The organism is Clostridium beijerinckii (assembly GCF_018223745.1).
GTDB classification, from domain to species: Bacteria; Bacillota; Clostridia; order Clostridiales; family Clostridiaceae; genus Clostridium; species Clostridium beijerinckii.
This window is the reverse complement of sequence record NZ_CP073653.1, coordinates 4,390,001-4,408,308: the sequence shown is the minus strand read 5'-3', so window position 1 is coordinate 4,408,308 and position 18,308 is coordinate 4,390,001. Positions and strand designations below refer to the sequence as shown.

Below are 18,308 nucleotides of genomic sequence, written 5' to 3'. Positions count from 1 at the left end.
GTGCTAAAACATGTAATTTTAACGAGGTTTCTAAAGAATAAGCTGGCCGCAATTGGCTTTTGTCTTTTAAGTATATTTGTATTAGCAGCGATTTTTGCACCCTTTTTGTCAAGTTATGGGAGAGACTCGATAGATTTATTGAATATAGAAAGTCAACCAAGTTTAAGGCATTTATTTGGAACAGATGAACTTGGAAGAGATGTATTTACTAGATTATTATATGGTGGACGTATTTCATTGGGGATTGCAGTAAGTGCAACTGTTTTGCAGCTGCTAATAGGAGTTACGTTAGGATGCATTAGCGGATTTTATGGAGGCTGGATTGATAATGCAATCATGCGTATAGTCGATACAATTATGTGTTTTCCTTTCTTTGTGATAGCAATTACAGTTGCTGCGCTAGCTGGACCTAGTGTTTGGAACGTAATTTTGATTATAGGTCTTTTACAATGGACGGGAGTTGCTAGAATTGTAAGAGCTGAAATTCTTTCTATTAAACAAAGTGAATTTATTGAAGCTGCACGAGCTATGGGGCTTAACAGTTTTGAGATTATTATTAATCATTTGTTACCAAATACATTATCACCAGTTATAGTGAATGCTACGTTGGCTGTTGCACAAGGGATTTTAATGGAAGCTGGTTTAAGCTTCCTAGGATTAGGAGTAAAACAGCCCGAGCCAAGCTGGGGGAATATATTATCAGCAGCTCAAAGTATGCGTGTATTGCAATATGAATGGTGGCTTTGGATTCCCGCAGGAGTATTGGTATTCTTATCAGTTCTATCAATTAATTTTGTAGGGGATGGACTTAGGGATGCTCTTGATCCCAAAATGAATATATAGGAGGGGGGGCAAATATGGATAAACAAATTCTCTGTATTAATAATCTATCTGTTAGTTTCGGGGAAGGAAAAGATAAAGTAATAGCTGTAGATGATGTAAGCTTTGCTTTTGAAAATGGCAGAATACTAGGAATTATAGGGGAATCTGGTTGTGGTAAGAGTACTTTAGCTTTATCTATCATGGGATTGTTACCAGATAAGATAAGTAATATTGAAAATGGAGAAATATTATTTAATGGAAATGATTTAAGTAAGTTTACAGAAAAACAATTTGAATATATTCGTGGAAATGAAATTTCTATGATATTTCAGGAACCAATGACTTCACTAAATCCAGTATTTAAAATAGGAAGGCAAATAGCAGAGCCGCTAAAGATACATAAAAGTTTGTATGGGAGAGCGCTTAAGGAGAAGGTAATTGAGATTCTTAGAGCAGTCCATATTCCAAATCCAGAAAAAGTTTATAATTCTTATCCACACAACTTGAGTGGAGGGATGCGTCAGAGAGTAATGATTGCAATGGCTCTAAGCTGTGAACCAGAAATATTAATCGCAGATGAACCTACAACAGCGCTAGATGTAACTATTCAGGCTCAAATTCTATTTCTATTAAAAGAATTAAATAATAAAGTTAAAACATCTATTTTGTTTATTACCCATGATTTATCGGTAGTTGCTGAAGTCTGTGATGAAGTTATGGTATTGTACGGAGGAAAGGTGGTTGAGCAATGTAATGTATATGAGTTGTTCGATAATGCTAAACATCCTTATACTCTTGGATTATTGGATTCGCAACCACATAGATGTGAAAGTGGAAAACCTCTAAAAAGTATTGAAGGAATAGTGCCATCTTTATCAGATATGCCCTCAGGGTGCCGATTTAGTAATAGATGCTCTAAAAAGTTTTGCATAAAATGCGAAAGCGATATTCCACCATTATTTAATATTAGAGATAATCATAAAGTAGCATGTTGGTTATATGAGGAGGGAAAGGATTTTGATTGACACTATTTTAGAAGTAGATCGGATTAGAAAGAAATATGTAATTGAAAAAAGCTTTTTGGGAAGAGAAAAGATTGTTTTAGATGCGGTAAATGATATTTCATTCTCAATAAAAAAGGGAGAATGTTTTGCTTTGGTAGGAGAATCAGGATGTGGAAAGTCTACAACAGCCAGAACTATATTGAAATTAATAGATGCTGATGGTGGAAAAGTAATATTTGAAGATAAGACTTTATTTGATGTCGAAAATAAGAAATCAATTAGTAACAAGGAAATGTGTAGATTAAGAAAAGATATGCAGATTATTTTTCAAGATCCATTTGCTAGTTTAGATAAAAGAATGAAAGTTGGACAAATTATAGCAGAAGGAATTAAGAAACATAGATTGATACATGGGAAAGATGCATTTAATATAGCAGAAGAATACTTAAGGATTTGCGGTATGGATAAAGAAGCTATAAATCGATATCCTCATGAATTTAGTGGTGGTCAACGTCAACGAATAGGAATTGCTAGAGCTTTGGCTGTTCAGCCTAAATTTGTGGTTGCAGACGAACCAGTAGCTTCATTAGATGTTTCTATTCAAGCACAGATTATAAATTTACTGAATGAATTAAAAACACGATATCTACTAACTTTTCTGTTTATATCTCATGACTTAGGCGTTGTAAAATATTTCTGTGATAGAATTGCAGTTATGTATTTAGGGAACATTGTTGAGCTGGCTGAAAAAAAAGATTTATTTGATAATCCAATGCATCCATATACAAAAATGTTACTTGAATCTATGCCGGTTAGTCATCCAAAATTGAGGAAGCAGAGGCTTAGTATAAAAGAATCAGAGATGACATTGAAAGATAGAGAAAATGGGTGTAAATTTTGTAATCGCTGCCTATATGCATATGAGCGATGCAAAAATGAAATTCCTGTTTTTAAAGAAATTGAAGGTGATCATTTTATTGCATGCCATTTATATGATTGATTGGTAAACTTAATATATTAATCCATTAATTTTATGAATTATTACACCATTTGAAATAGAGGAATTTGAATATTTTTGTGGAAATATAGAATTTATGAAATATATTAAATTTAAAGAAAAAGTTTTTTATACTAATATGCTGAATTTTCTTGGTTTACAGAATGAAAACGCTGCTTAAACATAAAAATTAGCAATAATATATTCAGATTATTATACAAGAGAGTGAGGTGTAAAATAGGAAGATACAAGCTAAATCATAAGTATCTATCCTATTAAGTGAATGAGTGAAACAGGTATATGTGGTTGGTTATCAAGAGATGGAAACTTTTATGAATGTGGTGAATCTAAACATAATCTTTTAGCATCCAGGTTAGAAAAAGAATTGGGATTAGAAATGTTTGATGAAGAGAAATCAATTTATCTTCATGATACAGCATTGCTAGAGACTCTTGGGTTTATTAAATTTACTCAATCTACCTATGGATTAGTAGGAGATAATTATGACAATCAATTTATGTTATTCTTTGGAAAAAGATTTTCTTATGAACAGCGAAAATGGATGGAAGAAAATATATTAAAGATGTCATCATATCAAAGATCAGAGTGCAGGCAAAGATTAATTTTGGGGTACTAAAATAATCATATAACTATGTACATATTCTTAATGTGCATATGAATGTTATAGAAATTATATATTGGGAATTTGAAATGCATAATTTTTAACTATGCGTGGTTTATTTAAACACTCGGGATATATCTAAAAATAAATAAACATAAAAATAGAGCTAGTATCATAGATGTTAGAATACTGGCTCTATTTTCTAATTAACATTATTTAATTGCAATTTTAGAATATTGAAAAATAAACATTTAAACATGTATAGTAAAATATAGATACAATGACTAGATTTTTTGTGTAAAACTGTTTTGTAGCATATTTGAAAAAAAGATGAAGTAATATACAATTATGTTATAAGTATTGAAGGGAGGAATAAAATGAAAAGTCTAAGATTAAGAAATATTATTATTTGTACATTGGTTGCAGCTTCGATTACAGTGCTAACTCCAATAGGAGTTTCGGCAGAGTGGAAGTCTAATTATAAAGGCTGGTGGTATACAGAAGGTAATTCGTATGCCACTGGATGGAGAAAGATAGATGGCTTTTGGTATTATTTCTACCAAAATGGATATATGGCACAGAACACTACTATTGATGGATATTACTTGAATTCCAGAGGAGTGTGGATTGACTCTGTAAATACATTAATAGGACAAGAAATATTAAAGAATGTCAGTATTCAAAATCCATCATTTTATATAGAGTGTCCAAGTAGTGGTGTGGATATTAGCAACCTAGAAAATATTATTAAAGATGATATAAGCAAGCTAAAAATAACTAACTCTTATGAAATGTTTAATGTATCTGATTACGATGTAACCATGACAAGTGATGGATCAGATACTATTGGAATACAGATTAAATGCAATTATAAAATTACTGCAGGAATGGAAGCAGATTTGGATTCGAAAGTGAGATCCATAGTCGCACAGATTGCTCCAGATAGCATGAGTCAGCCAGAGAAAGAACGTGCGATACATGATTGGATAATAAATAATACAAAATATGATCAATCTTTAACTATATATGATCCTTATAATACTTTAATTAAACATACTGGAGTCTGCGAGGGATATTCTCTTTTGGCTCAAAAAATGTTTACTATTGCAGGAATTAAATCAATGGTTGTAGAGGGTACTGCTGATGGACAGGCTCATGCATGGAACTTGGTTTATATAAATAACAAATGGCGTCATGTGGACTGTACGTGGGATGATCCTGTATCTAATTACGGTGATGTTATACAATATGACTATTATAACTTAACAGACCAAGAAATAAGTGCAGATCATTCATGGGACACCTCGGTTTATCCAAATGCTAATTAGGTATACAATTCAATTTAAATGAAAATATATATTATGCAATATAAAATACTAAATGTTTATGGTAGTCCTGGTTTAGGTAGTTTATTTTTGCATAATATATTTTAAACAATCTAAAAATCATTAAGTGAATAAGTAAATTCTTGATCTTTGATAATTTCTGAAAATACAAGGCTTCAATCTTTTTGTCAAAAAAAGTAGTGCGAGATTAAAGTCATTAATAATGAATTTACTCTTGCAATCAAGAAGTTAGTTTTTCATTTTACAAAAATCTAAAAATGTAATATTGACTTAAAGTTAACTTTAAGTGTTAAAGTAAAGTTATAAAAACAAAGGAGTTGAGAGAATGAAATATCAAGCATCAAAAAATAGATATAATGAGATGAAGTATAGTAAATGTGGGGAAAGTGGTTTAAAGCTTCCTATGATATCCTTTGGCCTTTGGCATAATTTTGGGAGCAATGCAGATTATAATAACATGAAAGAATTATGTTTTACTGCTTTTGATAATGGAATAACTCATTTTGATTTAGCAAATAACTATGGGCCAGTTCCAGGAAGTGCAGAAGAAAATTTTGGGCGTATTTTAAGAGAGGAATTAGCATTATATCGTGATGAATTATTGATTAGCACAAAAGCAGGTTATAAGATGTGGGAAGGGCCTTATGGAGACTTTGGAAGCCGTAAATATATATTAGCGAGTTTGGATCAGAGCTTAAAGCGTATGGGATTGGAATATGTAGATATATTCTATCACCATCGAATGGATCCTGATACTCCATTAGAAGAATCTATGATGGCTCTTGATACAGCTGTAAAAAGTGGAAAAGCACTTTACGCAGGAATTTCAAATTATAATGGAGAGACAATGGAAAAGGCAGCTGCGATTTTAAATGAATTAAAATGTCCATTTGTAATTAATCAAAATAGATATTCTATATTTGATAGAACTATTGAAAATAATGGACTTAAAAGAGCAGCAAAAGAAAACGGAAAAGGAATTATAGCGTTTAGTCCATTAGCCCAAGGGACATTAACAGATAAGTATTTAAATGGAATTCCAGACGATAGCCGGATAAAGGTGGATGGAAGATTTTTAAAGCAAGATATATTGACAGAGAAGAAGTTAGAGCAAATTAGGAGATTAAACAATATTGCTTTAAATAGAGGGCAAACTCTTGCTCAAATGGCGCTTAGCTGGGTACTAAAAGATTCAGAAGTAACAAGTGTACTTATTGGAGCATCAAAACCGTCTCAAATTATTGAAAATGTGGGAATAGTTCATAAGATTGGATTCACAGATGAAGAGTTAAGGATGATTGATGAAATAAGTGCTAACTAGGCTAGGGATAAAAAATTAAGTTTTATGTATACATTTTCTTTTTCTTTCTATTCTAAAAATAGTAATTTTGGCGTATAATGTATCTTAGAAATTTCTAGTATAAGGAGAGAAACTATGAAATATTCTATACAAGAAGCAGCTAGAATTACAGGACTAACAGCATCTACCTTAAGATATTATGAATCTGAAGGATTATTGCCTAATATTAAAAGGGCTGAAAATAGACATAGATATTATGATGAGTCAAATCTAGAGTGGATAGCAGTAATTAATTGTCTAAAGAACACGAATATGCCCATTGAGCAGATAAAAGAATTCGTTGTTTTAAATAGCCAAGGTGATGGTACATTATATAAAAGGTTGGAGTTAATATTAAAGCACAGGGAAAATGTTCAAAAAAAGATAGATGAATTAAATAAATACATGGAACATATTAATTACAAGGTTGACTATTTCACCATGGCGTGTGAATTAGAGACTGAAAAGGAGCTTAAAAAAGAGCGATATCCAAATCATTTCTATATAGAAGAAGATGAATAATGAGAGTTAAGAAAAAATATTTAGTGATACATAAAATATCAAATTAGCGTTTATATAAGTGAAAATATTTAAAAAGTTTAGTATTTTTTTATACTAGACTTTTTGTTATATAATTTCTAAATTCAATGGAAAATAAAAATTGATTTTGTGTAGTTAGTTATATAAAAATAGTAGAATTTAAGGTGATCATCAATATGAAATATAAACTAAATGTATGCAAATAGCTTGATAAGAAACGGAGAGTAAGGGTAGTGAAATCTTATTAAGAAACAAGAAACTCTTATGTATCGAAAATAAAAAAGCGTATTTCAGAAAGAAGCAGCAACAAAGGAATTGATGGATAAAATAATAAAAAAGCAAATGGGTAAATAATTAGGAACTCTAGAAATAGGGTTCTTTTTGTGGCTGTTTTAAAATTATGATAAAAATACTTAAGAATTCTGATTAAAATGAAAAAAATGTTGCAACTTTATTAAAAATGTATTACTATATAACAGTAAAATCTAAAAGTTCAGATGAAGATAGCGGGAGAGTAATGGCTATGGTCATTCACCGAAGAAGTAAATCTTTCAGGTACCTATTTAATTAGAGATGACCGCTATTGGATGAAACCTTGGAGAGACTCGAAAAGAGCACCGAAGGAGAAAGCTGTAAAGGCGAAACTCTCAGGTAAAAGGACAGGGGACAGATAACATATCTTATCAAAGTAATATATTATAGATTACTTCATTTAGATCTTATCTATTCCCATTTATATCTCAAATCACAAAATATTTATATTAGTAAAGGGCTTTTTAGTACATGCCTTTTAACTAAGATGGAGGGATAAAATGGATCAATTAAAATCAGAAAATCAAAACTTATCAAGAGGACTAAAAAATCGTCATGTCCAATTACTCGCAATTGGAGGAGCAATCGGTACTGGATTATTCCTTGGTTCAGGAAGGTCTATTCACTTAGCGGGACCATCTATATTGTTTGCGTATATGATAACAGGAATAATTTGTTTTTTTATTATGCGTGCCCTTGGGGAATTATTACTTTCTAATTTAAACTATCATTCATTTGTAGACTTTGTATATGATTATTTAGGAGAGAGAGCAGCATTTATTACTGGATGGACCTACTGGTTCTGTTGGATTTCACTTGCGATGGCAGATGTAACTGCTGCAGGTCTTTATATACAATACTGGTTCCCGAATGTAGCTCAATGGGTTCCAAGTCTTATAATTCTTATAGTTTTATTGATTATGAACCTTACAGCAGTAAAGTTATTCGGCGAAATGGAGTTCTGGTTTGCTTTAATTAAAGTTGTTGCAATTTTAGCGCTAATTATAATCGGTATATTTATGGTTATTAAAGGATTTTCTACAGATGCTGGCGCAGCTAGCTTCACAAATCTTTGGAGTCATGGAGGATTGTTCCCGAAGGGTGCAACTGGATTTATTCTTTCATTCCAAATGGTTGTATTTGCTTTTACCGGAATCGAGTTAGTAGGACTTACGGCTGGTGAAACAGAAGATCCAGAACGAGTTATTCCAAGGGCTATTAATAATATTCCAATTAGAATTATTATTTTCTATGTTGGAGCACTGTTTATTATTATGAGCATATATCCATGGACTTCAATTAATCCAGATAAAAGTCCATTTGTACAAGTGTTTTCAGCAGTAGGAATTGCAGCGGCAGCGAGTATTGTAAATTTCGTTGTATTAACATCAGCTGCTTCTGCATGTAACAGCGGTATTTTTAGCACAAGCCGTATGGTTTACTCTCTTGCAAAAGAAGGTAATGCACCAGAGTCAATGAATAAATTAACGTCTAATCAAGTACCTGCTAATGCTACAATCTTCTCAGCAATTATTATCTTGATTTCAGTTATTTTAAATTATATTATGCCAGAAGGAGTATTTGTTCTAATTACAAGTATATCAACATTTTGTTTTATCTTTATTTGGGCAATTATTGTTGTTTGCCATTTGAAATATCGTAAAACTAATCCAGAACTTGCAGCTTCGAACAAATTCAAGATGCCACTTTACCCAATGATGAATTATATAATTCTAGCGTTTTTAGCTTTTGTTATAATTACATTAGCATTTAATAATGAAACTCGTGTGGCTCTATTTGTAACGCCAGTATGGTTTATTATGCTTTGGTTGATCCATAAGGGGATTAAATCAAAAGCGGAAACAAAAGAAGTTGTTAAAAGAAATTTAGCATAAGATTTTAACACTCAAATAACTCTGTTAAATGATTGCAGATTTTGATGTGATGAATGTTTTTAATACGTATGCTCACATTTTTAAAGTATGAATTTAAGAAATATTTAAGATAAAAGATAATAAACCACTTTATTCTAGATTAATCAGAATAAAGTGGTTTATTATATTGTTAACAATATATCTAAGTATTAATTAGTCTTGATACTGAGATAATTGTTGGCATGCAGAATTAAGAGAATTTATTGCTTGTTGAATTTTATTTTTATTATCTTGTTTTTCTGCAGAGCTAAGAGCTTGTTGTAATGAGCTAATAGTATCTTTGCATGAAGATACGCTTTGATCAACATATTGTTTAGCTTTTCCTGGCATATTTAGCACCTCCTATATAAATCATTCAAAGTTAGTATGAGCATAACTTAATTAAATATACGAAATTAAGAGAAGGAATTTGTATTGTAAATATTGGATATTTTGATTATGTAATACAAAGGGGAATAGTTTTTTATTAATCTTAAGCTGCTTCTAAAATATAAACTTTAGTTATTAAAAGTAATCTGAATTATCTTAGCGTATTCAGTTATATAATTTTTATATTATTTAGAACTGAAAAAGTATAAAAAAGTATACAAAAGTATAATATACAACACATGAAAATAACTTTAGAATAATAAATGTAACTTAATACATAGGGGGATAAAAATGTTAAAAAGTATATTAAGAACATTAGCCGCTTTAACTATATTTACTATTATTCCAGTTATTTCATATGCTAATGACTCAACAAATGCATCGGAAATAAATTGGATTGAAGGGCCAAAGACTGTTGATGTAGGAACTGACTTAGCAAAGTTAGATTTGCCTAGTGAATACGTTTTTGCGAATGGAAAAGATGCAAAGGAATTAATGAAAGAAATGGATAATTCAGTTACCGGCATGGAACAGGGAATAGTTTTATCAAAAGATAATAATGAAAATTGGTATGTTTTATTTGAATTTGATAATATGGGATATGTCAAAGACAATGATGCAGGAAAAATAAATGCTGATCAGTTATTGTCCGATATAAAAAATGGAACTGAAGAGGATAATAAGGAAAGAATGAAGAATGGAAAATCTACATTAGATATAATTGGATGGGATGAAAAACCACATTATGATCCAAATACCAATAATTTAGTATGGTCAGTATTATGTAATAGTAGTGGCGAACAGATAGTTAATTATAATGTAAGAGTTTTAGGGCGTGGTGGAGTGACTGAAGTCACACTGGTTGCAAGTAAGGACGAAATGTTGGCGGTTAAACCTAAACTGGAAAATATTCTTAAGAATTATGCTTATAAAGAAGGAAAAAGATACTCAGATTACATGAAAGGCGATAAGGTAGCAGAAGCAGGATTAGCAGCACTAATTGTTGGAGGCACAGCATCTAAGATAGGTTTGCTTGCTAAAATACTAATAATATTTAAGAAGGTATGGATATTTGTTTTGGCTGCTATAGGAGGTCTATTTGGTAAAGTAATAAAGGTATTTAAGAAAAAGCCATATAGATATGATGAAACTGAATTGAATTCAAATAAAATTGTATTTAAAGAAAATTCTGAGGCAGATATAAAAAGCTGATATATTTTTTAAAATAATTTGTATGAGCTTTATTAGTTGCAAATATTCCAATATAAACTAAAGGTACATGTGAAAGCTTAATAAAAGCAACTTCCTCACATGTACATTTTTGTTGTATATGGAAAAAATTTATTGTAGTTATTCAGAATATAAATAAGGATTTGTTATAGGAAATGAGTAGAAATAAAAGCCATAAGTAAATTTATGTAAATTCACTTATGGCCATTAAATAAAGAATATAGCAGTATAACTCACACTAATATAGATAACTTAGTATCTAATTATAATCTTTCGACCATAATTAAACAGTGCAATACCTATATTAATATTTTGTTCGACTAAATAAGATACTTACACGACCATATATAATCTTTTGACTATATATGATTATTACACTACCAAATATAATCTTAGCTTGACTTTATAAGATAAGTTGGAATCCTATTATAATAAAATTAATCTACTATAATAAAACTTTTCCTAACCATATAAAATCTCATCTAATGTTAATACAAGTCTTTTGACTTGTATTAAATTCTGATAAACAAATATATTGTTTTTTGAACATATTTGCTTGCTTAACTGTTATATCCTTTATGATGTTAGCATATCCTAAAGGAAGTATTTGATACTATGAAATTCATGGTAGTGCTATATAAACTTTCATTGATAAAATAATTAACTAGTAATTTTAAAAAAATTTCTAGTGATATAGTGATTAGTTAAAAGTTTTTGCGTGCAATATGTAGACTTAATGACTACAAAATTGTAGTCATTAAGAATTGAAATTTAAATGTAAAATTATAAGGCGTTTTTATAATTTTATATTTAATACTATTTTTTATTATGTTCTTGTAAACTAGTTAAAGGCACTTCGCGTGAATTTTTTGGATTTTTAAAAAAATGGATATTAGCAGTTTCTGTATTAGTATTCACGCTTTCGATGTAAATTGGAGTTCCATTAAGTGTTACATTTGCCATTACTGATGATGAAACAATTTCCTGTGCTCTTTCTTTATCCATAATAAATCTCTCCTTTATGATTTTATGATTAGCTATATATTTGACATGGGAAAATTATAATATTCAATAAAAAATGAAAGTTCACAGTTTCTTAACAAGTTTTAATAAATTTTATTTTTACATCAAAAGATTGTGTAAAAAATATTTTATTAGATAAAATACGCTTATTATAAAAAATATAATATGGTATTATGGGAGTAGATGAAATAATTAGTAGAAAAGTAGAAGGTGATAGACTTGATAGATTTTGATTATAGAGGATTAACGGGAGATATCATTACAAAAGAGGAATTTAGTTATGAAGAAGAACGAAAAGCTTGGAATAGGGCTATAGAAAAATATCCATTAGCAATTGTATATTGCCATACTAATGATGATATCATCAATGCAATAATTTGGGCCAAATTGCATTCAGTAGAAATTAGAATAAGGTCAGGCAGACATCACTATGAGGGATATTCAACAGGGAATGATGTTTTGGTTATTGATATTAGCAAAATGAATGCAATTAGTGTAGATGAAGAAATAGGAATAGTAAAGATACAAGGCGGAGTTAGGAATAGGGAACTTTACGAGGTTTTGGGAGAACTGGGCTATCCATTTCCAGGAGGAGGATGTCCAACTGTTGGAGTTTCGGGACTAACTTTAGGTGGCGGATGGGGTTATTCAAATAGATTGCTTGGATTAGCCTCTGATAACTTACTTGAAATTGAATTGATAGACTATAAGGGGGAAAGAATAGTTGCTACAGATAAATCTAATACAGACTTGTTTTGGGCTTTAAGAGGTGCTGGTGGAGGAAATTTTGGAGTAGTTACTAGCATGATATTTAAACTTCCTGAAAAAATTAAGATGGCGACTTTAATAGATATCGATTATATAGGTGCTGATGATCATGAGATATTAGATATATTTGAGATTTGGACACATTTATATATGAATTTAGATAAAAGAGTTAATTTAAAGATGGGGATATATAATTCAGAAATAAAAGGAAGAGGAGTCAGAATTACAGGAATAGTATATGGTTCCAGAGAAGAGGCAGAAGTAATTTTAGGCGACTTTAAGAATATTTCTAAAAAGGGAGTATTTGATTTTAACTATATTTCAGTTTTAGATGTAAATAGAAGGATTCAAGATGGTCATCCTCCATATGAAAAATATAAATCAGCAGGAAGATTCGTATATAAGGATTATAGTAGAAGTGAAATGAAAAAAATTATAGAACTTGTTGAAGAGAGGGCTAAAGGTGCAGTATATGCAGCTGTTTCCCTATATGGATTAGGTGGAGCAATTATGGAAAAAGATAAAAATGATACAGCTTTTTACTATAGAGATGCGAAATTTATAATGGGGTTTCAATCTGTTTGGGAAGAGGCTGAGTATGCGCCTATGAATATAGAATGGGTTAAAGAAAAGCTTAAATACATAAATAGTATCACAACAGGTTCATATATTAATTTTCCGTGCGAAGATATTGATGAGTATGAAAAAGAGTACTATGGAGAAAATTTAGAGAAATTAAGAGAAGTTAAATTGAAATATGATCCGTATGAGGTGTTTAAATTTCCTCAAGGAATACGAATTGGAAACGGGCAAAATTTAAATTAAGGAGATTATTTATAATAAAATATTATATTGGAAGCGAAAAAAGGCTATGTATAAGAGATAATTGTTTTAAACTTATACATAGTCTTAAGTTTTTTATATTACTTTTAAAATGAAGATATTCAATAATTTTATGTACGCTTAAAAATATTTTAGAAAATATTTTGCCAGTAAGACTTTATATTGAATTATATTACATAATTTGCTAAGATTTATACATAGAAATAAATCAAATTTTAAATACAAATGTAAAGTTATTCTGGTTTTAATGGGAAGATATTACTGTTTGAACATTAGTGTATTATTGTGTAATATTTTAGGAGGTAATTATTTGGTTAATTTTGAGATGGAGATTAAAAAAATAAATCCAATCAATATAAAGGAAATGGAATTGAATAGATATAAGATCGATAATGACATTAAGAAATCCATTATTCTATATAATTCAGCAATAGGAGAAATAAAAAAGAGCAACTTTGAGTTGGCTGTAAATGATTTGAAAAAAGCTTTATCCTATAATAAGGGGTTTTCAGATGCAATTAAGCTTATTGGATTGTGCTATGTTAGTATGAAGCAATATAGAAATGCAGAAAAGATCTTTAAGAAACTCAAAAAATACGCGATATATGATAGTTTAGCAAATGATTATATACAAAGTCTAAAAATAGAATCATCCAGAGGAAGAAATGTAAATAATATGGATGTTATAAATCATATTAATAGTGATATATGGAATGAGTACTCTAAAAAAACAAAGCGCTCGACAGGGAAAATAATTATGGTTATATTAAGTACAGTAATCATTATGGGTGGTATTGTAATGAATTATTTTTATCCAAAGTTTATTCAGGTGGCAATAGCGAAGGTTCCTATCGAAACTCAAGAATTTTTACATAAGCTTAGTATAAATAATAAACTAATAGTAAAGCAAGAGGAAGTCGATAACGATCAGAACAAAGTAGATGATTTGTTAGAAGAGAACATGGTAAATATTGAAAATAGTGAGAAAGCTAAAATAGATTCAGAAGATCAGAAAGTAAAAAGCGATAGCTATAAAAATAATATTTTGAGCATGTTAGATGAGGCTGAGAAATCAATTAGAGACGGAAAATATGAAATTGCTGTTGAGGATTTAATAAATGTGAAGAATGAAAATCTCGATGATGATATGAAAGTGAAGTTTGATAAATTATGGCAAGATTTAAAAATAAGAGGAATCTGGCCTATATACAATGATGGAAATAAGCTATATAAACAAAAAAAATATGCGGAAGCACTTCCTAAATTAAAAATGGCTTCACAAATCGATTCTGATATAGATATTATGCCTTGGTTGATGTATCAAATAGGGACATGCTATAAAGAGACAAATGATTATTCAAATGCTCTTATATATTTTAGGCAAGTAAAAGATAAATATCCTAAAACTGAGTATGCTTCATATGCAGATTATAGTATGAAGGAAATGGGAAATTAGAAATGTTTCTTTCTGAAAAAATAGCTATATTTATGTAATTAATTTTAAAAAATTTAATAAGAATAATTATAATTGAAACGTGCTGCATTAGATTAAATAGTCTATACAGCACGTTTTATCACTGTCTTTAAAGAATAATAAATAAAGATTACACAAAAGTGGGATAATTGTATATAATTATATAATATTGTATTATATAGGTAGAGGCATTTTGATAATCTATTAAAAAATAAGATTAAGGGAAATTAGCCTTTAAACCTCATGATTATATAAGACAGTATTATTGACATATTTTTTAGATTGTATATGGATTGGAGAGTGGTACTTTTGTATTCTATTATTATAGTAGAGGATGATTCTATACAAAGAGACATTTTAAAGAGAATGATATTATCTGTATGTGACTTTGTAAAAATTTATGAGGCTGATAGCGAAATGTCAGCATTAGAAATAATTTTAAATAATGATATTAATATGTTTTTAATAGACATTAGTTTAAAACAATCTTCAGGATTGGATCTTGCTATGAAGATTAGAAGTATATCTAAATACGAATTTAGGCAAATCATTTTTTTAACAACACACATGGAATATATAACTCAAGCATTTAAACAAACTCATTGCTATGATTATATTGTAAAACCATATGATAAAAATGATGTACAAGCTATGCTGAATAAGATTATTCTTAATGAAACAAGTGACTTGAATAACAAAGCTGATAATTATAGTGAGGAGAAAGACAAAGAAGTTGTAATCACTTTAAAAAATGGCGTGTACGTTGGAATAAAGGTAAATGATATTATATTTATAGAAGTTGATGGTAAAAACTGTGATATTAATACTTACAATGGCGTTTATACTGCATATAACATAAGTTTAAAAAAAATATTGCAGCTAGTTGACTGCAATTATATAGTTCAAAGCCATAGAGCTTTTGCAATAAACACGAATTATATATACAAGATAGAAAAACTAGACGTTAAACTTAGTGAAGTATATTTTAATGAATGCAGCAAGACAGCATTTTTAGGATACAAATTTAAAAATAGCATTATGTCTGAATTTAAAAAAGGAAAAGTGATAATATGTTAAGTTCAGCGATTATAAATGGAATGAATACATTTAATATAATTTATTTATGGGCAACATTAACCAAGAAAAATAATGATATATTGAAATTGGCTTTAAGTGTATTGATTGCTTCAATATTAGTTACAGGTATTGAAGTATTACAATTAAACTTTATGTTAGAATATATAGCAGTTATTATAAGCATTAAAATTATATATAAGGCAGATTTTAAACAAGTTATACTAGGATTTTTTTTAGTGTTGATTGCAGTAATGAGTTTAGAATTAATATTCGCGGCCCTTATTGATAAGTTTATCTACGATAATATAGTCACGGAAATTTGTGTGGAAGGAATAATATTGGTAGGAGAAATTATATTCTCAAAGATAAATTTATTAAATGAAAATTTTATTTTTGAGAATAAGGATAATATAGTTTTCATTTATTCTATTCTAATATGCAGTATATATGCTATGCTTTTTAAAATTAGTTGGTATTATGATAACATAGTAATTTTAAACAATTTATTTCTTTCATCTTTAATATTTGGCATATTGGCTTTATCTCAAGTTTTGATATACTTGTATTTTATTAAGGTGACAAGAGAAAAAGAATCATTAAAAATTTCAAATGAGTATAATGCTGTTATCGATGAAATAGTTCAAGAAATAAAACAAAGACAGCATGATTTTGTTAATTATAAAAATTCAATAAGAGGAATGGTGGAAGTTTTAAGTGAAAAAGATTTAAAGGAAGCTATTAGAACTTATATGAAAGACGAAGATATATATGATAGTAAAATAAATGAACTTATATATATTGATAATGTAGTTGTTAGATCTATAATATATAGAAACATGTGCAGGGCAAAAAAGCATAATATTGTTTTTAAATATGAAATAGAAAATAATGTTTTAGATAATATATTAAGCTATAATGAATTTTCTAATATATTAAATAATTTGCTAAATAATGCTTTTGATGAGGTGACAAAAAAAGATTGTTCAATAAAATGTATTGAAATAAAGATTTTTAATGAAAATAAAGAATCTCATCTAATAGTCAAGAATCAAGTGGTAAATCCTAGTGACATTAACTTAGATGAGATTTTTACAAGAGGCTATTCTACTAAAAATACAGATACAAGAGGTTATGGTTTATATAATGTACAACAAATAGTTAATTTACATAAGGGATACATTAAAATTAATATCCAATGTAATGAAATTATTTTTGATATTTATTTTAATAATTCTTCAGGATAATCTGGTTCACCCCATACGCCTGCACAGCTTGATTTAGATGCTAAGTTAAATAACTTAAGAAGTATAGCTGAAAAAATGTTTATAGATTTTTGCATTTGAAACCACTCCTTTCGTATTAATAATAATTATTTGAAGTATTTGCAAGAATATACTTATAAATATGCAATTACATAATTGCATATTTGATAGATTAAAGAATACTACAATCCAAAAAGCTAGCGATATTAAAGAAATTATTTTTAATGTCGCTTTATTTTTTACAGGTCTCTTTAAATTACGGCATGGCGCATAAGCTGCAACTATAATAAAAGATATTGTAAAAAAAATTATATAAAAGCTATTGCTTAGCTTGGGAGTCAGTGTCGTAAAAAGCAGTACTATTACGAAGTACATTATAGTAACAAGCAAACATGAAATAAAAGTTTTACAATGAGTACCTCCCATAAAAGGCCTGATTGAAATTAAAATAACATAAGATAGTAAAAGTATAGGGACTTCATTCAAGCCTAGAAATATTAAGAATATAACTACAAAATCAAATAAATTACCTAAAATAACCTCTAATGTATATTGGATTTTTAGTAAATCTGTTTTAATTAAAGAAGGATTATTTTTTTCTAAGTATCTTGTTATAAAAGTTGATATTAATTTTATCATTTTAACCTCTCTAGATTATTTAGTGAACAATATCTTTATAAAGTATATTGGATAAAATTTCAATATTATTGGAATAAAACGTACAAATTTTGGAATGAAAAGAATAATTGCTTAATAATTAAGCAATTATTTATTGAATTGCTTTTAATGCTTTATATTGTATGTTTAGAAGAAATACTATTTATTTAAGTTTAGTAATATGAGAATATATAAATGTGGTAAAGAGTGTTATTAACAATTGTATTAAGCTGATGGTGATGTTAATAATACTAGTAATTAAGAGGGGAGAGGTGAGATGAAAAAACAACTTAGAAAAGTGATGATTTTGGCTGTATCATTATTAATGCTTTTGGGACAAACTCCTAACATTGTTTTTGCTGCAACTTCACCAAACATATCAAGTAGTGCTTATAACAGTGAAAACATATTTACGCAGAGTGGTTACAAAGGACAATGTACATGGTTTGTATGGGGGCGTGCATATGAGAAATTAGGAATAAAGTTAAACTCTCAGTTTTATGGCAATGCAAAACAATGGTGGAATGAAACTACTTATTCGAAAGGGCAAACACCAGCCGCTAATTCTATAGCTGTATTCGGGAATGGTAGCGCGGGGCATGTTGTATTTATTGAAAGTGTTTCTGGTGACACAATATACTTTAACGAAGCTAACTATCATGTGAGTAAGGCATATGATGGCGCAGAGG

18 protein-coding genes and 1 riboswitch (1 of these 19 cut by a window edge) are annotated in these 18,308 nt (G+C 29.1%); of the genes, 14 read left to right on the top strand and 4 right to left on the bottom strand.

Annotated elements, in window-relative coordinates; all coding sequences use genetic code 11:
- From opp4C to KEC93_RS19970, 8 genes are all read left to right on the top strand, one after another.
- Entirely contained in the window at positions 1-843 is an 843-nt protein-coding gene (opp4C, locus tag KEC93_RS20005; RefSeq protein ID WP_077843955.1) for an oligopeptide ABC transporter permease, read from the top strand.
- 14 nt (positions 844-857) lie between these two features.
- The gene (locus KEC93_RS20000; protein WP_023973002.1) at positions 858-1,847 is read left to right on the top strand and encodes an ABC transporter ATP-binding protein; all 990 of its coding nucleotides are present in this window, start codon (positions 858-860) and stop codon (positions 1,845-1,847) included.
- Positions 1,840-2,826, top strand: coding sequence for an ABC transporter ATP-binding protein (locus KEC93_RS19995; RefSeq protein WP_039771334.1), 987 nt, complete (start codon positions 1,840-1,842; stop codon positions 2,824-2,826). The genes KEC93_RS20000 and KEC93_RS19995 overlap by 8 nt, the downstream gene beginning before the upstream one ends.
- Before the next feature lie 280 nt (positions 2,827-3,106).
- Positions 3,107-3,460: a hypothetical protein gene (locus KEC93_RS19990; RefSeq protein ID WP_023973001.1), complete on the top strand. Its 354-nt coding sequence runs from the start codon at positions 3,107-3,109 to the stop codon at positions 3,458-3,460.
- A gap of 362 nt (positions 3,461-3,822) precedes the next feature.
- Positions 3,823-4,773, top strand: coding sequence for a transglutaminase domain-containing protein (locus tag KEC93_RS19985; protein WP_077868803.1), 951 nt, complete (start codon positions 3,823-3,825; stop codon positions 4,771-4,773).
- 343 nt (positions 4,774-5,116) lie between these two features.
- Positions 5,117-6,112, top strand: coding sequence for an L-glyceraldehyde 3-phosphate reductase (mgrA, locus tag KEC93_RS19980; protein WP_023972999.1), 996 nt, complete (start codon positions 5,117-5,119; stop codon positions 6,110-6,112).
- A 114-nt stretch (positions 6,113-6,226) separates the two neighbouring features.
- Complete coding sequence (locus tag KEC93_RS19975) at positions 6,227-6,652, top strand: MerR family transcriptional regulator (RefSeq protein WP_077868802.1); 426 nt, start codon at positions 6,227-6,229, stop codon at positions 6,650-6,652.
- A 603-nt stretch (positions 6,653-7,255) separates the two neighbouring features.
- Positions 7,256-7,343: riboswitch (glycine riboswitch) on the top strand.
- A 139-nt stretch (positions 7,344-7,482) separates the two neighbouring features.
- Positions 7,483-8,877: an amino acid permease gene (locus tag KEC93_RS19970; RefSeq protein WP_023972997.1), complete on the top strand. Its 1,395-nt coding sequence runs from the start codon at positions 7,483-7,485 to the stop codon at positions 8,875-8,877.
- Positions 8,878-9,069: 192 nt separating this feature from the next.
- Here KEC93_RS19970 and KEC93_RS19965 read toward each other — a convergent pair whose 3' ends face one another.
- Positions 9,070-9,246, bottom strand: coding sequence for a hypothetical protein (locus tag KEC93_RS19965; protein ID WP_023972996.1), 177 nt, complete (start codon positions 9,244-9,246; stop codon positions 9,070-9,072).
- Between the two features lie 330 nt (positions 9,247-9,576).
- On the opposite strand from KEC93_RS19965, the gene KEC93_RS19960 reads away from it, so the two are divergent.
- Positions 9,577-10,497, top strand: a complete 921-nt coding sequence (locus KEC93_RS19960) for a DUF2167 domain-containing protein (RefSeq protein WP_031275500.1) — start codon at positions 9,577-9,579, stop codon at positions 10,495-10,497.
- 834 nt (positions 10,498-11,331) lie between these two features.
- Here KEC93_RS19960 and KEC93_RS19955 read toward each other — a convergent pair.
- A complete protein-coding gene (locus tag KEC93_RS19955; RefSeq protein ID WP_017208958.1) occupies positions 11,332-11,520 on the bottom strand; it encodes an H-type small acid-soluble spore protein in 189 nt (62 codons plus the stop codon).
- Positions 11,521-11,757: 237 nt separating this feature from the next.
- Here KEC93_RS19955 and KEC93_RS19950 point away from each other — a divergent pair, with 237 nt between their 5' ends.
- From KEC93_RS19950 to KEC93_RS19935, 4 genes are all read left to right on the top strand, one after another.
- Positions 11,758-13,131: an FAD-binding oxidoreductase gene (locus KEC93_RS19950; protein WP_077868801.1), complete on the top strand. Its 1,374-nt coding sequence runs from the start codon at positions 11,758-11,760 to the stop codon at positions 13,129-13,131.
- A gap of 328 nt (positions 13,132-13,459) precedes the next feature.
- Positions 13,460-14,605: a tetratricopeptide repeat protein gene (locus KEC93_RS19945; protein WP_238892685.1), complete on the top strand. Its 1,146-nt coding sequence runs from the start codon at positions 13,460-13,462 to the stop codon at positions 14,603-14,605.
- 327 nt (positions 14,606-14,932) lie between these two features.
- On the top strand, positions 14,933-15,700 hold the full coding sequence (locus tag KEC93_RS19940) for a LytR/AlgR family response regulator transcription factor (RefSeq protein WP_023972992.1): 768 nt from the start codon (positions 14,933-14,935) through the stop codon (positions 15,698-15,700).
- Positions 15,694-16,944 carry a sensor histidine kinase gene (locus KEC93_RS19935; RefSeq protein ID WP_039771326.1) on the top strand — a complete coding sequence of 417 codons (1,251 nt, stop codon included), beginning with the start codon at positions 15,694-15,696 and terminating at the stop codon, positions 16,942-16,944. Before KEC93_RS19940 ends, KEC93_RS19935 begins: the two co-directional genes overlap by 7 nt.
- Here KEC93_RS19935 and KEC93_RS19930 read toward each other — a convergent pair.
- Both KEC93_RS19930 and KEC93_RS19925 read right to left on the bottom strand, forming a co-directional pair.
- Positions 16,920-17,039 carry an AgrD family cyclic lactone autoinducer peptide gene (locus tag KEC93_RS19930; RefSeq protein ID WP_085953365.1) on the bottom strand — a complete coding sequence of 40 codons (120 nt, stop codon included), beginning with the start codon at positions 17,037-17,039 and terminating at the stop codon, positions 16,920-16,922. The genes KEC93_RS19935 and KEC93_RS19930 overlap by 25 nt on opposite strands.
- Positions 16,999-17,601, bottom strand: coding sequence for an accessory gene regulator B family protein (locus KEC93_RS19925; protein ID WP_039771324.1), 603 nt, complete (start codon positions 17,599-17,601; stop codon positions 16,999-17,001). The genes KEC93_RS19930 and KEC93_RS19925 overlap by 41 nt, the downstream gene beginning before the upstream one ends.
- A gap of 295 nt (positions 17,602-17,896) precedes the next feature.
- Between KEC93_RS19925 and KEC93_RS19920 the strand changes: the two genes are divergently transcribed.
- Positions 17,897-18,308, top strand: the start of a protein-coding gene (locus KEC93_RS19920; protein ID WP_039771322.1) for a CHAP domain-containing protein. It continues 524 nt past the right edge of the window; the window shows 412 of its 936 coding nt (coding positions 1-412); the start codon lies at positions 17,897-17,899; its stop codon lies beyond the right edge, outside the window.

Coding starts and splice junctions, on each gene's coding strand:
- KEC93_RS20000 (WP_023973002.1), top strand. CDS start 858: ATGGATAAACAAATTCTCTGTATTAATAATCTATCTGTTAGTTTCGGG.
- KEC93_RS19990 (WP_023973001.1), top strand. CDS start 3,107: ATGAGTGAAACAGGTATATGTGGTTGGTTATCAAGAGATGGAAACTTT.
- KEC93_RS19985 (WP_077868803.1), top strand. CDS start 3,823: ATGAAAAGTCTAAGATTAAGAAATATTATTATTTGTACATTGGTTGCA.
- mgrA (WP_023972999.1), top strand. CDS start 5,117: ATGAAATATCAAGCATCAAAAAATAGATATAATGAGATGAAGTATAGT.
- KEC93_RS19975 (WP_077868802.1), top strand. CDS start 6,227: ATGAAATATTCTATACAAGAAGCAGCTAGAATTACAGGACTAACAGCA.
- KEC93_RS19970 (WP_023972997.1), top strand. CDS start 7,483: ATGGATCAATTAAAATCAGAAAATCAAAACTTATCAAGAGGACTAAAA.
- KEC93_RS19965 (WP_023972996.1), bottom strand. CDS start 9,246: ATGCCAGGAAAAGCTAAACAATATGTTGATCAAAGCGTATCTTCATGC.
- KEC93_RS19960 (WP_031275500.1), top strand. CDS start 9,577: ATGTTAAAAAGTATATTAAGAACATTAGCCGCTTTAACTATATTTACT.
- KEC93_RS19955 (WP_017208958.1), bottom strand. CDS start 11,520: ATGGATAAAGAAAGAGCACAGGAAATTGTTTCATCATCAGTAATGGCA.
- KEC93_RS19935 (WP_039771326.1), top strand. CDS start 15,694: ATGTTAAGTTCAGCGATTATAAATGGAATGAATACATTTAATATAATT.
- KEC93_RS19930 (WP_085953365.1), bottom strand. CDS start 17,039: ATGCAAAAATCTATAAACATTTTTTCAGCTATACTTCTTAAGTTATTT.
- KEC93_RS19925 (WP_039771324.1), bottom strand. CDS start 17,601: ATGATAAAATTAATATCAACTTTTATAACAAGATACTTAGAAAAAAAT.